The sequence below is a fragment of the Microbacterium testaceum genome (assembly GCF_003075375.1).
GTDB lineage: Bacteria > Actinomycetota > Actinomycetes > Actinomycetales > Microbacteriaceae > Microbacterium > Microbacterium testaceum_E.
In genome coordinates this window covers 42,997-61,244 of record NZ_QDFT01000014.1, presented here as the reverse complement: position 1 = coordinate 61,244, position 18,248 = coordinate 42,997, and the positions used below count along the sequence as shown (strand labels likewise).

14 protein-coding genes are annotated in these 18,248 nt (G+C 71.4%); 6 read left to right on the top strand and 8 right to left on the bottom strand.

Translation table 11 applies throughout. The features are described 5' to 3' along the window. The first annotated feature begins 327 nt into the window (after nt 1–327). The 4 genes from DC432_RS07700 to DC432_RS07685 all read left to right on the top strand — a co-directional run bounded on the left by DC432_RS07700 (nt 328) and on the right by DC432_RS07685 (nt 7,485). On the top strand, nt 328–2,430 hold the full coding sequence (locus DC432_RS07700; RefSeq protein WP_116537365.1) for an acyl-CoA dehydrogenase: 2,103 nt from the start codon (nt 328–330) through the stop codon (nt 2,428–2,430). 146 nt (nt 2,431–2,576) lie between these two features. Continuing rightward, the gene (locus DC432_RS07695) at nt 2,577–3,149 is read left to right on the top strand and encodes a DNA-3-methyladenine glycosylase I (protein ID WP_116537364.1); all 573 of its coding nucleotides are present in this window, start codon (nt 2,577–2,579) and stop codon (nt 3,147–3,149) included. A gap of 186 nt (nt 3,150–3,335) precedes the next feature. After that, the gene (locus tag DC432_RS07690) at nt 3,336–4,895 is read left to right on the top strand and encodes a DEAD/DEAH box helicase (RefSeq protein WP_116537363.1); all 1,560 of its coding nucleotides are present in this window, start codon (nt 3,336–3,338) and stop codon (nt 4,893–4,895) included. A gap of 250 nt (nt 4,896–5,145) precedes the next feature. Beyond that, nucleotides 5,146–7,485, top strand: a complete 2,340-nt coding sequence (locus DC432_RS07685) for an ATP-binding cassette domain-containing protein (RefSeq protein WP_116537362.1) — start codon at nt 5,146–5,148, stop codon at nt 7,483–7,485. A 169-nt stretch (nt 7,486–7,654) separates the two neighbouring features. On the opposite strand, the gene DC432_RS07680 is transcribed toward DC432_RS07685, so the two are convergent. The 8 genes from DC432_RS07680 to DC432_RS07645 form a co-directional block, all read right to left on the bottom strand. Then, nucleotides 7,655–8,131, bottom strand: a complete 477-nt coding sequence (locus DC432_RS07680) for a dehydrogenase (protein WP_116537376.1) — start codon at nt 8,129–8,131, stop codon at nt 7,655–7,657. A gap of 99 nt (nt 8,132–8,230) precedes the next feature. Then, nucleotides 8,231–8,983 carry an SDR family NAD(P)-dependent oxidoreductase gene (locus tag DC432_RS07675; protein ID WP_116537361.1) on the bottom strand — a complete coding sequence of 251 codons (753 nt, stop codon included), beginning with the start codon at nt 8,981–8,983 and terminating at the stop codon, nt 8,231–8,233. A 94-nt stretch (nt 8,984–9,077) separates the two neighbouring features. Next, on the bottom strand, nt 9,078–10,829 hold the full coding sequence (locus tag DC432_RS07670) for a cation:proton antiporter (RefSeq protein ID WP_116537360.1): 1,752 nt from the start codon (nt 10,827–10,829) through the stop codon (nt 9,078–9,080). 48 nt (nt 10,830–10,877) lie between these two features. Continuing rightward, nucleotides 10,878–12,131, bottom strand: coding sequence for a kynureninase (locus DC432_RS07665; RefSeq protein WP_116537375.1), 1,254 nt, complete (start codon nt 12,129–12,131; stop codon nt 10,878–10,880). Between the two features lie 37 nt (nt 12,132–12,168). After that, nucleotides 12,169–13,107 (bottom strand): amidohydrolase family protein, encoded by a 939-nt coding sequence (locus DC432_RS07660; RefSeq protein ID WP_116537359.1) that lies wholly within the window; start codon nt 13,105–13,107, stop codon nt 12,169–12,171. A gap of 10 nt (nt 13,108–13,117) precedes the next feature. Further along, nucleotides 13,118–13,375, bottom strand: coding sequence for a glutaredoxin family protein (locus DC432_RS07655; RefSeq protein WP_108319259.1), 258 nt, complete (start codon nt 13,373–13,375; stop codon nt 13,118–13,120). Nucleotides 13,376–13,430: 55 nt separating this feature from the next. Then, entirely contained in the window at nt 13,431–14,558 is a 1,128-nt protein-coding gene (locus tag DC432_RS07650; protein ID WP_116537358.1) for a glycosyltransferase, read from the bottom strand. 159 nt (nt 14,559–14,717) lie between these two features. Continuing rightward, nucleotides 14,718–15,869 carry a polysaccharide deacetylase family protein gene (locus DC432_RS07645; protein ID WP_116537357.1) on the bottom strand — a complete coding sequence of 384 codons (1,152 nt, stop codon included), beginning with the start codon at nt 15,867–15,869 and terminating at the stop codon, nt 14,718–14,720. A gap of 110 nt (nt 15,870–15,979) precedes the next feature. Between DC432_RS07645 and DC432_RS07640 the strand changes: the two genes are divergently transcribed. Continuing rightward, complete coding sequence (locus DC432_RS07640) at nt 15,980–16,936, top strand: Gfo/Idh/MocA family protein (RefSeq protein WP_116537356.1); 957 nt, start codon at nt 15,980–15,982, stop codon at nt 16,934–16,936. A 40-nt stretch (nt 16,937–16,976) separates the two neighbouring features. Then, on the top strand, nt 16,977–18,185 hold the full coding sequence (chrA, locus tag DC432_RS07635; RefSeq protein WP_116537355.1) for a chromate efflux transporter: 1,209 nt from the start codon (nt 16,977–16,979) through the stop codon (nt 18,183–18,185). The last annotated feature ends 63 nt before the right edge of the window (nt 18,186–18,248 follow it).

Sequence of the window (18,248 nt, the reverse complement as noted above, 5' to 3'; positions counted from 1 at the left end):
GTTGCAGGATGTCACCGAGTTGTCAGCCAAGTGCAGTCTCGCGTCCCCGCGCGGGAGCCCGGGACCGGGCGAGCGCGGCGCCGGACGAGTGCGGCACCGTGCGCGGCACCGTGTGCGGCACCGGGCGAGCGCGACATCGGGCGCGGCGCTGCGCGTACGCGCGCCGAGCCGATCGGCGCTCAGCGCGCGCACGGGAATGTTGACCACCCACAACGACCCCGCGCTTCGACGGCACGGACCGTTGTGGCCAACGCACAGGATGTTTGAGCGGTCGTTGTGGGACACCTACCGTGGTGGCATCCCTTTGCAACGTCGAAAGGTGCCGAAATGACCGACGCCGCCGTCCGTCCCACCACGCCCGCCACGAGCACGCGCACGCCCGTCGGGGGTGCGCCCACCGCGCCGCACTCCGCCGCCGAGGCCGCCGAGGCCCGCATCGACACCGAGCGGGTCACCGATCTGCTGCTCGGCACGTGGGGCCACATCCGGCGCGAGGCGCGCGAGATGATCAAGGACCCGGCGCTGTGGCGCGACGACAGCCTGGGCATGGACGCGCACCGCGAGCGCACCCTCAGCCAGCTGCACCTGCTCGTGCAGAACAAGGCGGTGCACCGGGCGTTCCCCAAGCGCCTCGGCGGCGAAGAGAACAACGGCGCGAACATCGCCGGGTTCGAAGAGCTCGTCGCGGCCGACCCCAGCCTGCAGATCAAGTCGGGCGTGCAGTGGGGCCTGTTCGGTTCGGCCGTGCTGCAGCTGGGCACCCGCGAGCACCACGACAAGTGGCTCCCCGGCATCATGAGCCTCGAGATCCCCGGTGCCTTCGCCATGACCGAGACCGGTCACGGCTCCGACGTGTCGGCGATCGGCACGACCGCGACGTACGACCCCGAGACCGAGGAGTTCGTCATCCACACCCCCTTCCGTGGGGCGTGGAAGGACTACCTCGGCAACGCCGCCGTGCACGGCAAGGCCGCGACGGTGTTCGCCCAGCTCATCACCGACAACGTCAACCACGGCGTGCACTGCTTCTACGTGCCGCTGCGTGACGACGAGGGCAACTTCCTCCCCGGCATCGGTGGCGAGGACGATGGGCTCAAGGGCGGGCTGAACGGCATCGACAACGGCCGCCTGCACTTCGACCAGGTGCGCGTCCCCCGCACCAACCTCCTCAACCGCTACGGCGACGTCGCCGCCGACGGCACCTACTCGAGCGACATCGCCAGCCCGGGTCGCCGATTCTTCACCATGCTCGGCACCCTCGTGCAGGGCCGCGTCTCGCTCGACGGGGCCGCCGCGTGGGCGTCGGCGATCGGCCTGACCATCGCGATCACCTACGGCAACCAGCGTCGGCAGTTCGACTCCGGCAGCGGTACCCCCGAGGTCACGCTGCTCGACTACGGCAAGCACCAGCGTCGTCTGCTGCCGCGCCTGGCGACGACCTACGCGCAGATCTTCGCGCACGACGAGTTCCTGCAGAAGTTCGACGGTGTCTTCAGCGGCCGCCTCGACACCGACGCCGACCGCGAAGACCTCGAGACCCTCGCCGCGGCGCTCAAGCCCCTGTCGACCTGGCACGCGCTGGACACCCTGCAGGAGTCGCGCGAAGCGTGCGGCGGCCAGGGCTTCCTCTTCGAGAACCGCCTGGTCGGCCTGCGCGCCGACCTCGACATCTACGTCACCTTCGAGGGCGACAACAACATCCTGCTGCAGCTCGTCGGCAAGCGGCTGCTCGCCGACTACGCGCGACAGTTCAAGGGCAAGGATGCCAAGCAGCTCGCCGCGTTCGCGGTCGGGCAGACCGCGGGCAAGCTGTTCCACGGTGCGGGCATGCGCCAGCTCGGTCAGGCCGTCACCGACTTCGGTTCCACCGCCCGCTCGGTCGAGCGCGGCCTGCGCGCCGAGCAGCAGCACGAGCTGCTCGCCGGTCGCGTGCAGCAGATGATCGCCGACATCGCGGGGCGGCTGCGTCCGGCATCCAAGCTCTCCCGTGAGGATGCGGCGGCGCTGTTCAACGAGAACCAGGCCGAGCTCATCGAGGCCGCCCGCGCCCACGGCGAGCTGCTGCAGTGGGAGGCGTTCACCGACGCCATCAACCGCATCGATGATCGCGACACCCTGAAGGTGCTGACGTGGCTGCGCGACCTGTTCGGCCTGCACCTCATCGAGAAGCACCTCGCGTGGTACTTGATCAACGGGCGCCTGTCGACGCAGCGCGGTGCGGCGGTGTCGAGCTACATCGACCGCCTGTGCCGTCGCCTGCGCCCGCACGCGCAGGACCTCGTCGACGCGTTCGGCTACGGCCCCGAGCACATTCGCGCCTCGATCGCGTCGGGTGTCGAGGACGACCGCCAGAACGAAGCCGCGTCGTATTACGCCGCGCTGAAGGAGTCGGGCAACGCCCCGGTGCCCGAGAAGAAGCCCGCCCGGTAACGGCATCCGCCCCCTCGTCCGAAACGAGAACAGGGGATGCCACCGGAACAGGCCGATCCGTCGAGGGTCGGCCTGTTCTCGTCTCACCGGCCTGCTGCCGTGCCGCACCGGGACGTGATGTCGGAGCCCCCGCCTAGCCTGGAGGCATGAGCGACCTCGTGACCGGAGCCGACGGTGTCGCGCGCTGCGCGTGGGCGGGCACCGACCCCGAGTACCAGCGGTACCACGACCAGGAGTGGGGCACGACACTGCGCGGCGACCGCCCGCTGTTCGAGAAGATGAGCCTCGAGGGATTCCAGGCGGGCCTGGCGTGGATCACGATCCTGCGCAAGCGGCCACGATTCCGCGAGGTCTTCCACGACTTCGAGCCGGCCACCGTCGCCGCGTTCGGCGCCGACGACGTCGAGCGATTGCTTCAGGATGCCGGCATCATCCGCCATCGCGGCAAGATCGAGGCCGTGATCGGCAACGCACGTCTCGTGGCGGGCATGGCCGAGGGCGAGTTCGACGCCCTGATGTGGTCGTTCGCCCCCGCCGCGCACACACCGCCCGCGACGTTCGCGCAGGTGCCGGCCGTGACCCCCGAGTCGACCGCGATGAGCACGGAGCTGCGTCGCCGCGGGTTCCGCTTCGTGGGACCGACCACGATGTACGCGCTGATGCAGTCCTCGGGCATGGTCGACGACCACGTCGCGGGCTGCTGGCGCGCCGCCGCCTGACGCACGGGTAGACTGGGGGTCTCGGAGCGATTCGCTCCGGCGCGTCGTCGAACGCACCGGCCCCCTTTCGTTGGGCCTTTGACCTTCACGGCGAACGGATGCGCCACCCGGCGCCTTCGCCCATGCAGCCGCAGCATCGCGGCATCCCGAACCGCCGTGCGCCAGTGCGCCGCGGCAGGAGTTTTCATGACGTCCCAGACTTTCGCCGACCTCGGCGTGCCCGCCCCCCTCATCGACGTTCTCGCCGCCCAGGGCAAGAACGAGCCCTTCCCGATCCAGGCCGACACCCTGCCCGACACCCTCGCCGGCCGTGACGTGCTCGGTCGTGGAAAGACCGGCTCGGGAAAGACCCTCGCCTTCTCGCTGCCCCTCGTCGCGCGCCTCGCCGCCACGACCGACCGCCGCCGGGGTCGCAAGCCCCGCGCGCTCGTGCTCGCCCCCACCCGCGAGCTCGCGAACCAGATCGACGAGGTCATCAAGCCCCTCGCCGCGGCGTTCCAGCTGACCACGACGACCGTCTACGGCGGCGTCAACCAGAAGCGTCAGGTCGACGCGCTCGCCGCGGGCGTCGACATCCTCGTCGCGTGCCCCGGCCGCCTCGAGGACCTGATCGGTCAGGGCTTCGCGAACCTCGGCGACGTCGAGATCACGGTGCTCGACGAGGCGGACCACATGGCCGACCTCGGCTTCCTCCCCGGGGTCACGCGTCTGCTGTCGCGCACGCCCGCAGACGGTCAGCGTCTGCTGTTCTCGGCGACGCTCGACAACGGCGTCGACAAGCTGGTCAAGCGGTTCCTGCGCAACGAGGTGCTGCACTCGGTCGACGAGGCGCACTCGCACGTCGCCGCGATGACGCACCATGTCTTCGCGCCCGCCGACGCCGACGCCAAGAAGGACCTCGTGCAGACGCTCGCCTCGGGCACCGCGCGCCGCATCCTGTTCATGCGCACCAAGCACCAGGCCAAGAAGCTGGCGAAGCAGCTGACCGCCGCCGGCATCCCCTCGGTCGATCTGCACGGCAACCTGTCGCAGCCGCAGCGCGACCGCAACCTCGCCGCCTTCGGCGACGGCCGCGCCAAGGTCCTCGTCGCGACCGACGTGGCCGCCCGCGGCGTGCACGTCGACGGCGTCGAGCTGGTCGTTCACGTCGACCCGCCCGTCGAGCACAAGGCGTACCTGCACCGCTCGGGCCGCACCGCGCGTGCCGGCACCGCCGGTGACGTGGTGACGATCATGCTCCCCGAGCAGCGTCGCGACACCCTCGACATCCTGCGCAAGGCGAAGATCTCGGCCACCCCGCAGCCCGTCACGCCCACCTCGCCCGAGGTCGTTGCGCTCGTCGGCGAGGTCGCCCCCTACGTCAAGCCCGAGCCCGTCGTGGCGCAGCCGCAGGGCGGCGGACGCTCGCAGGGCGCCAACGCGCAGCGCAAGCGCGCCGCGCGCACCCCGGGCCAGGATGCCGCGGCCCCCGCCGCCGGTGGCGGTCGTCGCCGTCGCGGTCGGGGTGGCAGCGGCCAGGGCGCCGAGGCTCCCGCGGCCGCCGCGCACGCTCCGCAGGGCGGCCGGGGTCAGGGCCAGCGTTCGGCCGGGGCCGGTCGCGGCCAGGGCGGCGGGCAGCGCGCCGGAGCCGGCGCGGGCACCGCCCGTCCGCAGGGCGCTGGGCGCTCGGCATCCGGTACCCCCACGACCGGCATGGTCGTCGGCGGCGCGCGCAACCCGCGCACCAACCGTCGCGCCCAGGGCTGATCTTTCGTCACGGTGCCCCCGCGGACTCGTCCGCGGGGGCACCGTCGTACGCGGCCCGGGCCGTACGTGCGTGCCGTACGCGCGTGCACAACGGCGGGCGCCGGGGCCGGCGCGCCGTGTGCGCGGCTCGGTGTGCGGCGTGTCGGCCGTTGCGCCCGCCGTTGTGCACCGGGCCTGCACGGGACCGCGGCGCACTGTCGCCGGTGTCGGAGGGGTGCGCCACACTGGTGACGACCCCGAGGAGGCGCTCATGGCCGCACCCGACACCCACGACGTCATTCGCGTGCGCGGTGCGCGTGAGAACAACCTCCAGAACGTCGATCTGGACGTGCCGAAGCGCCGCCTGACCGTCTTCACCGGTGTCAGCGGCTCCGGCAAGTCGTCCCTGGTCTTCGGCACGATCGCCGCCGAGTCGCAGCGGCTGATCAACGAGACCTACCCCACCTTCGTGCAGCAGTTCATGGGCGAACTCTCCCGCCCCGATGTCGATGCGCTCGAGAATCTGAGCGCCACGATCCGCGTCGACCAGGAGCGCATGGCGGCCAACGCCCGCTCGACCGTCGGCACGGCCACCGACGTGCACGCGATGCTGCGCGTGCTCTTCAGCCGGATCGGCCAGCCGCACGTGGGCTCGTCGCAGGCGTTCTCGTTCAACGTGCCGTCGATCTCCGGCGCCGGGGCCGTCACGCACACGACCGGGGCCAAGAAGGGCACGAGAGAACGCCGATCGTTCGAGATCACGGGCGGCATGTGTCCCGAATGCGAGGGGCTCGGCCAGGTGAGCGACATCGATCTCGACCAGCTCGTCGACATGACGCTGTCGCTGAACGCCGGTGCGATCCGGGTGCCCGGCTACACCGCCGATGGGTGGATGGTGCGTGTCTTCAGCGAATCCGGCTTCTTCGACCCCGACAAGCCCGTTCGGGACTTCACCGCGCGAGAACGCGACGACTTCCTCTACAAAGAGCAGGTCAAGGTGCGCATCGCCAACACCAACATGACCTACGAGGGTCTGGTCCCCAAGGTCACGAAGAGCATGCTGCAGAAGGATCGCGACGCGCTCCAACCTCATGTCCGGGCGTTCGTCGACCGGGCGGTCACCTTCGTCGCCTGCCCCGCGTGCGCCGGGACCCGCCTCAACGACGGAGCCCGATCGTCCCGCATCGGCGACGTCAACATCGCGGATGCCGCGGCCATGCAGATCACCGATCTCACCGCCTGGGTGCGGGGGATCGACGATCCCACCGTCGCGCCCCTCGTCCAGGGGCTGCGCGACACGCTCGACGCCTTCGTCCACATCGGGCTCGGCTACCTGTCGCTCGACCGTGCGAGCGGCACCCTCTCGGGCGGCGAGGCCCAGCGAACCAAGATGATCCGCCACCTCGGATCGAGCCTCAGCGACATCACCTACGTCTTCGACGAGCCCACCGCGGGGCTGCACCCGCATGACATCCAACGGATGAACGAGACGCTGCGCCAGCTGCGAGACAAGGGCAACACCGTGCTGGTCGTCGAGCACAAGCCCGAGGTCATCGAGATCGCCGACCACATCGTCGATCTCGGTCCTCGCGCGGGCCGCGAGGGCGGCACGGTGCAGTTCGAGGGCGACGTCACCGGGCTCCGCGCGTCCGGCACCCTGACGGGACGCTTCCTCGATCATCGCGCGCACCTCAAAGACACCGTCCGCGTGGCGTCCGGCTCGATGCCGATCCGCGGCGCGACACAGCACAACCTGCGGGGCGTCGACGTCGACGTCCCACGCGGCGTCCTCACGGTGGTCACCGGAGTGGCGGGATCGGGCAAATCGTCCCTCATCCACGGCAATCTGCCCGCCTTCGACGACGTCGTGGTCGTCGACCAGACCGCCATCAAAGGGTCGCGTCGCAGCAGCCCGGCGACGTACACCGGCATCCTCGACGCCGTGCGCGCCGCCTTCGCCAAGGCGAACGGCGTCAAGCCCGCCCTGTTCAGCGCCAACAGCGAGGGAGCGTGCCCCGCGTGCCGCGGACTCGGGGTGATCGTCACCCAGCTGGGGTTCCAATCGACGGTCGAGACCGTCTGCGAGCTGTGCGAGGGCACGGGGTTCTCCGACGACGTGCTCACCTACACGCTCGACGGAAAGAACATCGCCGAGGTGCTGGCGATGTCGGTGGGCGAGGCATCCTCCTTCCTCACGAAGGGTTCGGCGGCGGCGGTCCTCGGACGCCTGCGCGACGTCGGCCTGGGATACATCACCCTGGGGCAGTCTCTGAGCACGCTGTCGGGCGGCGAACGTCAGCGGCTCAAGCTCGCGATCTCGATGTCCAAGCCGGCGGCGGTGTACGTCCTCGACGAGCCCACGACGGGTCTGCACATCGCCGACATCGACACCTTGCTTCGACTGCTGGATCGATTGGTGGATGCCGGCAACAACGTCGTCGTCATCGAGCACCATCAGGCGGTCATGGCTCACGCCGATTGGATCATCGACCTCGGGCCCGGCGCCGGGCGAGACGGCGGGACGATCGTCTTCGAGGGCACGCCCGCCGAGCTGGTCTCGGCGCGTTCGACGCTCACGGGCGAGCACCTGGCGCGCTACGTCGGCGCGTGACGCGCTGGCGCGCTACGTCGGCGCGTGACGGCCCTGGCGCGCTACGTCGGCGCGTCGAGAGGCGTTCCGCGGTCCGTCCCGACCACGCCGCGGTCGGTGAAACGACCCCGACGAGGCGAAGAGGTCGTAGACGACAGCGACGCGACCGATGGCCGTTCGCCGCGCGCGTTCAGCCGCGCGAGGGCACGGCCGCGTCGTGCAGATGCCGCTCGCCGTGCGACAGCACCTTCACGATCACGCCGCGACGCCGCAGGTCGGCGACGGCACGGTTGGCGTCCTCGCGGGTGAGCCCCAGGGCGTGGATGCTCGCCACGACCAGGACGTCACCGTGGGTGAGGGTTCCGAAGAAGCGGTCCAGACGGTTGGCCCAGCCCTCGAGCGTTTCGGGTGCGGGATGCCGGAAGCCCTCGATCGGCACGCCGAACCGCGTCAGGTCGTCGCGCTGCTGCTTGACGGTCGGCATGTCCGGGCGCGAGACCACCAGACCGACCAGGCGCGAACCGGCGGGGCGAGCGCGCCACCAGTCCCGGTCGCTCTGCAGCTCGGTGAAGCACCGCGGGCACTCGGCCGCCGCGTGCTCGATAGAGACGTGAGCGCCCTCGGCGGAGCCCGCGGACGAGGGCAACGTCGGTGTCGAATCGCTCATGGGAACCTCCGCGACCATTGTGCCCCACGGTCCTGCGAAAGCGCCCGGCCGATCTCCCGGGCCCGCGGCTCGATGCGAGCCGCCGACCCGGGCCGGGGCTCAGTGCGCCGAGTACCCGCCGTCGACCAGGTGGTAGCTGCCCGAGATGAACGAGGCGTCGTCGCTCAGCAGGAACAGCGTGAGGGCCGCGACCTCGGTGTCGCTGCCGAGACGTCCGGTCGCGTGCTCCTTCTCGAGGTGGGTCAGCGCCTCGGGCGAGAGGCTCGCGCGGACGAGCGGCGTGTCGATGAAGCCGGGTCCGACGGCGTTCGTGCGCACACCTTGGGCCGTGTACTCCAGCGCGGCGACCTTGGTGAGCCCGACGAGGGCGTGCTTCGCGGCCACGTAGGCGGCGCTCTGCGCGATTCCGACGGACCCCAGGACGGATGCCATGTTCACGACCGCTCCACCCCCGGAGGCGACGATGGCGGGCAACTGGAACTTCAGGCCGTAGAAGACGCCGTCGAGGTTGATGGCGCGTACGCGGTCCCAGGCGTCGACGTCGTAGTCGCCGATGGGTGCGGCCGGACCGCCGATACCGGCGTTGTTGACGGCGAGGTGCAGTCCGCCGTAGGTCTGCTGCGCGAAGTCGACGGCCGCCCGGGAGTCCTCCCAGTTCGCGGTGTTCTGCACGAACGTCGCGGCGGTTCCGCCCGCCTCGGTGATCTGGCGGCTGACGGAGTCGGCGGCATCCCGATCGATGTCGGTGACGACGACCGAGGCGCCTTCGGCGGCCAGTCCGCGGGCGATGGCGGCGCCGATCCCGCTGCCGGCACCGGTGACGAGGGCGACCTTGTGGGTGAACCTGCTCATGGGTGATCTTCTCTCCGGCCGTCGAGTCACCGCGGCTTTCGCGGCGACCGCATGCACGTGAATGAAAACCCGGGCCGGTGGTGGCCTATTCCACTCAGTCGTCCTCGCCGTCGTCGATGCGCAGTTCCAGGCTCAGCTGATCGGCGTCGAGCTCGGCCAGCGCGTGTCGGAGCGCCGCGGTGCTGTAACGACCGTCGCGGCCCAGCGCGTGCAATCGCCGACGCATCGCCTCGATCGACGCCAACCGCAGTTCCAGGAAGTCGCGGACGCGCGCCGACGCGTCGTCATCGGGCGGCTGCGTGAGCCGCGCTCCCGCTCGCTCGACTAGCTCAGCGGGGAAGGTGCCGCCGTCGCGGCGCGTCAGCGAACCCGCTCGGACCGCCGCGATCGCGGCATCCCGCAGCTCCCCGTCCAGGGCGCGCTGCTCCTCGCGCGACGGCCCCTCGCCGCCCTCGCCGGCCAGACCCGCGGCGCTGACGACGCGCGACAGGGTGAGGCCCTGCAGGACCAGGCTGAACAGCGCGACGAGGAACGCGACGAAGATCAGCAGCGGACGAAGGGGGCCGAGATCTTCGGGCAGCGTCTGAGCCGCGGCCAGCGTCACCACGCCGCGCATGCCCGCCCAGACGATCACGGTGCCGTGTCGCGCCCCGAGCGGGGTGTCGCGGTAGTAGTCGAGGTCGGCCATGGTGCGGGCGATGCGCGTGCGCATCCAGCCGACGCGACGCGCGGTGCGCGCGGGGTCGGCGGCCCGCGCGCCGAACTGCTCGGGCGACTCGCGGTACGCCTGCTCGAACCGGTCCAGACGTTCTTGCGCGCCCGTCACGCGATGCGCCTCGCGCAGACGCCGGCGGCTCCGCCGACCCTGCACCCAGATGAGCGCCGACACGTACAGGGCCCGCACCGCGAGCACGATGCCGAGCGCCGAGAGCGCGAGCCACGCGGCGTGCCAGAGCCCCTCGTCGGCGCGGACGTTCGCGATGACGATGTCCTTGAGCTCGAGGCCGAACACCAGGAAGACGCCGCCCTCGAGGATCAACTCGACCGTCCGCCAGTTCAGGCGGTCGCTGATGCGCTGCTCGGGGGTGAAGCGCCGGGCGGCGCCCTGTCCGGTGACGATGCCCGCAACCACCGCCGCGACCAGGCCCGATCCGCCCAGGTGCTCGGTCGGCAGGTAGGCGATGAAGGGCACCGTGAAGCTCAACGCCGTGTTGGCGGCCGAGTTGGACACGCGCTCGCGGACCCGCAGGTTGACCCAGCCGACGACCGCTCCCACCGCGAGGGCGACCACGACCGCCCAGGCGAACGAGGCCAGGGCGTCGCCGAAGGCGAATCCGGATGCCACGGCCGCCGTGGCCGTGCGCAGCAGCACCAGCGCGGTGGCGTCGTTGAGCAGGCTCTCGCCCTCGAGCAGGGTGACGACGCGCGGCGAGATGCCCAGGCGTTTCGCGATCGAGGTGGCCACGGCATCCGTGGGACTGAGGATCGCCCCCAGCGCGATGCCGAGAGCCAGCCCCAGGCCGGGGATGACGGCCCAGAAGAACAGGCCGAGGACGATCGAGCTGAAGACGACGAGCAGCACCGACAACCCCGCGATGGGGGCGAAGTCGCGGCGGAACTCGACCGCCGGCAGCTGCACCGCGGCCGAATACAGCAGGGGCGGCAGCACACCGACCAGGATGATCTCGGGATTCACCGCGAACGGCGGGATGAACGGCAGCAGGCTGACCCCGGCGCCGATGGCGAGCAGGATCAGGGGACCCGCGATGTTGAACCGCGGTCCGATGACGGTGGCGAGGGCGACCACCACCACACCGGCGATGACGACGATGAGCGGATCGATCACCCTCCGAGGCTAGCCCTCGGTCTCGACCCGCCGGGAGTCGGTCCCGGGTCAGGACTCCGCGCGCACCGCCTCGGCGACGGCACGCAGGCCCGTGAGCGTCTCGATGAAGCTCGTCGACAGCGGAGACAGGCCGATCCGCAGGCCGTGCGGGTCGCGGTAGTCGGGGATGACGTCGTCGCGCCACAGCCGTGCCGTCACGGCCCGCATCGCCGGGTGCGACAGCGTCACGTGGCCGCCGCGCTCGGCCGCGTCGCGCGGAGAGGCCAGGCGCACCCCCAGAGGGCTCAGGATGCCGTCGGCCACCCGGATCGCGAAGTCGGTCAGGGCGACGGACTTCGTCCGCACGGCGGCGATCCCGGCGTCCTCGAGCAGGTCGAGGGTGTCCTGCATGGCGATCATGGCGAGCACCGGCGGCGTCCCCGAGAGGAAGCGGCGCATGCCGTCGGCGGGTCGGTAGACCGGGCCCATCGAGAAGACGTCGGCGGCACCCATCCATCCTTGGACGGGCTGCACGAGCCGGTGCTGGTGCCGGGAGGCGACGTAGGCGAAGGCGGGGGAGCCCGGTCCGCCGTTGAGGTACTTGTAGGTGCAGCCGACGGCGAGGTCGGCGCCCCACGCGTCCAGATCCATCGGGACCGACCCCGCCGAGTGGCACAGGTCCCACAGCACGAGGGCGCCGGCCTCGTGGGCGATCGCGGTCAACCCCGGCCCGTCCGCCAAATATCCGGAGCGGTACGACACGTGGCTCAACAGCACCACTGCGGTTCGCGGTCCGACCGCGGCGCGGAGCAGGTCGGCATCCACCCCTCGCGAGGTGTCGACGTCCACCCAGACGACTCGCGCTCCGCGTTCGGCGGCGATGCCCTCGACCAGGTAGCGGTCGGTGGGGAAGTCGTCGCGTCCCACGACGATCTCGACGCGATCGGGGTCGGCAGCGGACTGCGCGTCGAGCGCGGCCCGCAGCAGCTTGTACAGCAGCACCGTGGTCGAATCGCCGATCACGGTCTGGCCGGATGCCGCGCCCAGCGCGATCGCCCCGATGCGGTCGCCGATCGCGAACGGGAGCTGCATCCACGCCTCGTCCCACCCGCGGATGAGGCGGCCGCCCCACTCGTCCGTCACGAAGCGCGACAGCCGCTCGGCCGTGGCGCGCGGGGGACGACCGAGCGAGTTGCCGTCGAAGTACACCAGCGCGCTCTCGGCGCCGACGAACGCGTCGCGGTGGCGGGCGAGCGGGTCGGCGGCGTCGAGGGAGGCCGCCTCGGCAGCCAGGCCGTCGTCGGCATCGCGGTGGTGCGGGATTTCGAGCCGGTCGACGGATCCGAAGTCGGGGGAGGGGTCAGTCGACACGGGCGAGCTCCTCGGTGGCGACGACCGTGCCGCGGCTGAGCCACGTCGCGAGGTCGTCGGGATGGGTGGGCGCGGGGCCCGGGATGAAGGTCGACAGGCCGGCCGTCGGGGCGGCGGCGGGCCAGGGGTCGCTCAGGGCCTCGATCAGGCGGTCGCCGCGGACGCCCGCCTCGTGCAGGGCCAGCAGTTCGCGGCGGTTGAGCCCCACGGGCAGGTCGCCGTTGCCGAGGTCGGTGCCGTAGAGCACGCGCCCCCCGCGCGCCGCGAAGGCCCGCAGGTTGGCGATGGCGCGATCGCGAGCGTCACCGCGGTGAATGTCGAGCGTCGAGATCCACGCCTGGCCCGCGGCCACGGCGCGAGCGAGCACGCGCCGCGACAACGGGGCGTCTGCGGGGGTGTGAGCGAGGACGTCGACGCCGGCGTCGATCGCGCGTTCCACCTGACCGGGGCCCTGCGCGTGCGCCACCACGGCGAGCCCGCGGGCGCGGGCGGCGGCGACGATGGCCGTGAGGGTCGGGTCGTCGGGCACGGGTCCCGCGTCGGCGTGCAGGGCGACCTTGATGACCGCGGCCCCGGCATCCGTTTGGGCGTCCACCGCCGTGCGCGCCCCTCCGGGTACTCCCGGGTGCGACGAGGCGTCGGTCACCTCGCACACGATGGACGCGGGCGCCCACGACCGACCCTGCGGGTACCCGCCGGGCACGGTCAGAAAGGCGCCCGCGTATCGCACATGAGGGATGCCGTCGCCCCGCCGCGCGAGGTGAACGGGGTCACCGCCGAGGTCGACCACCGCGGCGATCCCGCGCCGCGCGAACGACGACGCGTCGATCAGGTGCAGGTGCACGTGATGGTCGACGAAGGGAGGCAGGGCTGTGCCGGCCTCGGCGGTGAGGGACCGCCGGACGGGCCACGCGGCGGCGAGGGTCACGGGGACCCGATCAGATCAGCGAGAGCTCGCGGAGCTTGGCCTCGACGTCGGCGTTGGAGGGCTCGACGTGGTGGCTCGAGTCGGGGTAGACGACGACAGGGATGCTCGTGCGACCCGAGATCTCTTTCGCGACGTCGGCCGCGGCCGGGTCGGCGACGAGGTCGACGTATTCGTAGTCGATGCCGAGCTCGTCGAGCTGCTTCTTGGTGCGGATGCAATCGCGGCACCAGTCGGCGCCGAACATGCGGATCGTTGCGTCGGAGGACATGGTCCCAGCCTACGCCGCCCCGTCCGGACGGGCGCTGGATGCCGGGGCCCCGGGCTCAGGCGGTGACTTCGTCCTCGAGGGGCTCGACGGCACGGACGGCGCGGCCGACGCGGCTCTTCTTGGGGGCGTAGACCACGAGCGCGTGGAACACGAAGCGCACCACGAACGCGGCGATGAGGGTGAGAGCGGCGGCGATCACGCTGGGCATGTGCGCCTGGCTCACGAGCACCCAGATCACGGGGATGCGCACGATCGCCTCGATGCCGTTGAAGGTGAACGACTTGATGAACCGGTGGCGCATGAGCCCGGACTCTTCGCGCATGTCGGCGAAGACCAGGTACTCGAGGGCGAGGAAGTTCGCCACGATCGTGATGATGCTCGCGATGACCGCGGCGACCAGGTACTGCACGCCGAGCAGCTGCAGCCCGCCCATGATGAGCAGGTTGGCCACGGCGCCGAGACCGCCGACGAGGGCGAACGCCGACATGCGGCCGAAGCGCAGCATGGTCAGCTGCGTGAGGAAGCGCATGCCCTGGCTGAACGAGGCCTTGGACTCGCCGGCGAATCGGGGGGCGAACGAGAAGGGCACCTCGGCGACGCGCATCTGCTTGCGGGCGAGGATCTCGAGCAGGATCTTGAAGCCGCGCGGACGCAACGTCTCGACCTCGAGGGAGTCGCGGTGCACCAGGAAGAACCCGGTCATCGGGTCGGAGCAGTTGTGCAGCTTCTTGGGGAACATCGCCTTGGTCAGCAGCGTCGACGCGCGCGACACGGCGGTGCGCACCGCATTGGCCAGGCCGTCCGAGGTGCCGCCGGCGATGTAGCGGGATGCCACGACCACGTCGGCGTCGCCCTCTTCGGCGCGGGCGAGCAGATCGGCGATGACCTCGGGCGGGTGCTGCAGGTCGCCGTCCATGACGACGCAGCGGTTGCTCTCGGCCGCGCGGATCCCCTCGACGACGGCGCCGCCCAGACCTCCGACGGGGTTGTCGCGGTGGATCAGGCGCACCGGGATGTCGGCGGAGGCGGCGACGGCGCGGATGACGTCAGGGGTGTCGTCGGTGGAGTCGTCGACGAAGATGACCTCGACCGCGCGACCGGTCAGCGCGTCGGACGTCCGACGGACGAGTTCGGCGACGTTCGGACCTTCGTTGAAGGTCGGAACGATGACGGAAAGGTCCATGAAATGCTCGCGTTTTCGTCGATAGCCAGAAATACACAGCGTAGACCGGCCGACGCGTGCTCGAATTGGGATTGTGGAGCAGTTACCTGGGAGCTAGCGGGTGTTCACCCCAGCGCCCGGTGGGAACCGATCTGCGATCCGCGGAAGGACGGGGGCGAATCACCCGATCTTCGCTGCGAGCTCGTCGACGGTCGTGCCGTAGTTGATGCGGATGACGGGCAGCGCCAGTTTGTCGGTGCCGATGCGCACGTATCCGGGTTCAATGGTACGTCCTAGTTCGAATCCCGCCTGACGAACGCCCTCTTTCGTCCTTTCGTCGTAGTGTCCGAACGGGTAGGCGACGACCTCTTTCGCCCCCAGGATCTGCGCCGAATGCTCGAGGTCGGCGGCGATCGTGGCGGCGTCGTCGTTGACCATCCGGCCCTTGCCGTTCGGCCCCGCGCGGTGCATGTCGTGGCTGTGCGATCGCTGCAGCACGAAGGGATTCGGGGTCGGCTCGGTGCGGGCCGAGGTGATGACGAAGGACGTCGTCAGCAGTTGACGCTGCGCCACGATCGGGGCGGCCCACTGCAGCCAGGTGGAGTCGGCATCGTCATCGGTGATGACGACGGAGTGCTTGGGCAGGAAGAGGGCGCCGTCGATGAAGGCACTGATCTCGTCCCAGGTCGGCAGGTAGAAGGCCCCCTGCTGGATGTGCGCCATCTGCGCATCGAAGTCCGGCACATACACGTAGTTGCCGCGCAGCCAGTTGTCCTCGCCCTCGGGCTTCTGCGTGAACTGGTGGTACATGAGGATCGGGATGCCGGCATCCTCCGCCGCGTTGCGCTCGGGGGTCGTCCACCCCGCGTGCAGCACGCGCTCGCGCGCGGTGCACGCGACGAGATCGGCGCCGTTGATCCGGGCGGCGGTGGTCAGGGCGCCGGCGTCGTCGGCGGTGTCGTACCACCCGGCGAAGACGCGCCCCGCGGTGCGCGGGATCGGCAGCGACTGGTAGCGGGAGCCCTCGGACTCGAGCAGGGGGTCGAGGGCGATGCCGTCGCCCGCGAACGACACCGCGCACGCGTGGGGGTCGGTCGAGCCGGCCAGCAGCTTCTGCGCCGGTGTCAGGGGCGTGGGCGTGGGAGTCGGCGTCGCGCTCGGGGTGGCGGGCGCCGCGACGTCGACGTCGGGCGTCGGCGCCTCGGGGCGGGTCAATGCGAACGCCGTCACGGCTCCGGCGATGAGGGCCACGGCCAGCGTCGCGACCAGGGTGCGGCGCGCGCGGACGCGCTGCGAGGCGCGCCGACGGCGCTGGGCTCGGGTGGTCGTCATGCTGCCTCGGGTTCGGGTGGCGAGTGCCGCGATCCTATCCGGGCCGCGAAACGCACTCCCGAACCCGTGAGCGCGAGTCGCGTGGTGAGAAGGGTCGCCAAGATAGAGGCATGATCCGCATCGGCATCGTCGGCACCAGCTCCATCTCCGCGCGTCTGGCCGAGGCGGTCGCCGCCGTCGACGGGGTCGAGATCACTCGGGTCGCCTCGCGCGACCTCGCCCGCGCCCGCGCTTTCGCGGACGAGATCGGCGCACCGGGCACCGCGGCGGGCCTGACCGCCCTGCTCGCCGCCGACGACGTCGACGCGGTGTATCTCGCCAGCCCCAACGCCGTGCACCGTGCGCAGATCGACGAGGCGGTGGATGCCGGCATCCCGGTGCTCGTCGAGAAGCCCGCCGTGCTGTCGGGCGACGATTGGGATGCCGCGGTCGCCCGCGCCCGCGCGCGGGGCGTCGTGCTGCTCGAGGCGATGCGCACCGCGTACGACCCCGGTCTCGAGGCGGTGCGCACACTCCTGCCGCGGCTGGGGACGATCCGTCGCGTCGCGCTGCGGTACGAGAAGCGCTCGGCCCGGTACGACCAGGTGCTCGCCGGTGAGCAGACCAACATCTTCGACCCCGCGCTCGGCGGCAGTGCCCTGCGGGATCTGGGGGTGTATCCGCTGCACGCGCTCGTTCGACTGTTCGGCGTCCCGCGGAGCCTGCACGGCGTCCGCGTGGGGATCGCGGCGCACACCGACGGGGCGGGCAGCGCGCTCGCCGCGTACGACGGCTTCGTCGCAGACGTGGCGTGGTCCAAGATCACCGACACCGGCCTGCCGAGCGAGATCCAGGGCGAGGACGGCACGCTCGAGATCGATGCGATCGACGCCCCGCGCCGTCTCGTGCTCACGCCGCGGGGTGGCGCCCCCGAGGTGACGTTCGTCGAGGCGCCGTCGAACCCGATGGTGGGCGAGGTCGCGTTCTTCCGCGACGCGATCGCGGGGCGCGACATCGTCGCCGACCACGAGGCGACGTCCCGGACGCTGCGCCTCGTCGACGCCCTGCTCGACGTGCCGCTGTCGTAGGGTTCACCCGTTGTTTCCCCCACGACGGGAGGATGCGGGGATGCAGACTCCGACCGTGCCGCGCGCGGGAACACCCGGCGAGGTCTTCCTCGCGTTCCTGCGGCTGGGCGTCACGTCGTTCGGGGGTCCGGTCGCCCACCTGGGCTACTTCCGCGACGATCTCGTCGTTCGCCGTCGGTGGATGGACGATCGCGCCTACGCCGACCTCGTGGCGCTGTGCCAGTTCCTGCCCGGCCCCGCCTCGAGCCAGGTGGGGTTCGCGATGGGACTGCAGCGCGCCGGCGCCCTCGGGGCGCTCGCGGCCTTCGCCGCGTTCACCCTGCCGTCCGCGATCCTGCTGGTGGCGTTCGCCGCGGGTGCCGCGCTCGTCGCCGGTCCGGTCGGCGAGGGGGTGCTCGCGGGGCTGAAGATCGTCGCCGTCGCGATCGTCGCGCACGCGGTCTGGGGCATGGCACGGACGCTCACGCCCGACGCGCGTCGGGCCGGGATCGCCGTGGTGGCGCTGGCGATGGCTCTGCTGCTGCCCGCGGCGCCGGGGCAGCTCGGGGCGCTGGGCGTCGGCATCCTGGCGGGGGTTGTGCTGCTGCGCGGGATCGAGGAGTCGTCGCCGACGACGCTGCCCCCCTTCGGCATCCGGCGCGGCGTCGCGATCGCCTGCCTGGCGCTGTTCGTCGTGCTGCTCGTGGTTCTGCCGGTGCTCGCGGCGACGACCGGGTCGGGCGCGGTGGCCCTGGCCGATGCGTTCTCCCGCGCGGGGGCGCTGGTCTTCGGCGGCGGCCACGTCGTGCTGCCCCTGCTGCAGGCGGGGGTCGTCGAGACCGGCTGGGTCTCGGCCGAGGCGTTCCTCAGCGGTTACGGCGCGGCGCAGGCGGTGCCGGGACCGCTCTTCACCTTCTCGGCCTACCTGGGCGCCGTCTCGAACGTGGGACCCGGGGGAGTCCTCGGCGCGGGCCTCGCCCTGGCCGCGATCTTCCTGCCCGGCTTCCTCGTGCTCGTCGGCGTGCTGCCGTTCTGGGACGCCGTGCGCGAGCGACCCCGGGTGCGCGCGGCGATGCGCGGCGCGAACGCGGCGGTCGTCGGCATCCTCGGCGCCGCTCTGTACACCCCCGTGTTCACCACCGCGATCACGGGGCCGGGTCCCCTGCTGCTCGCGGCCATCGGTTTCGTGCTGCTGACGGCCTTCAAGGCGCCCGCGTGGGCGGTCGTCATCCTGGGTGCCGCGGGGGGCGTCGTGCTCGCCTTCACCTGAGCGGCCGCCGAGAGCCGGTGTCGCCATGGGTGACACCGCGTCTCACCGGTGCCAGGATGAGCG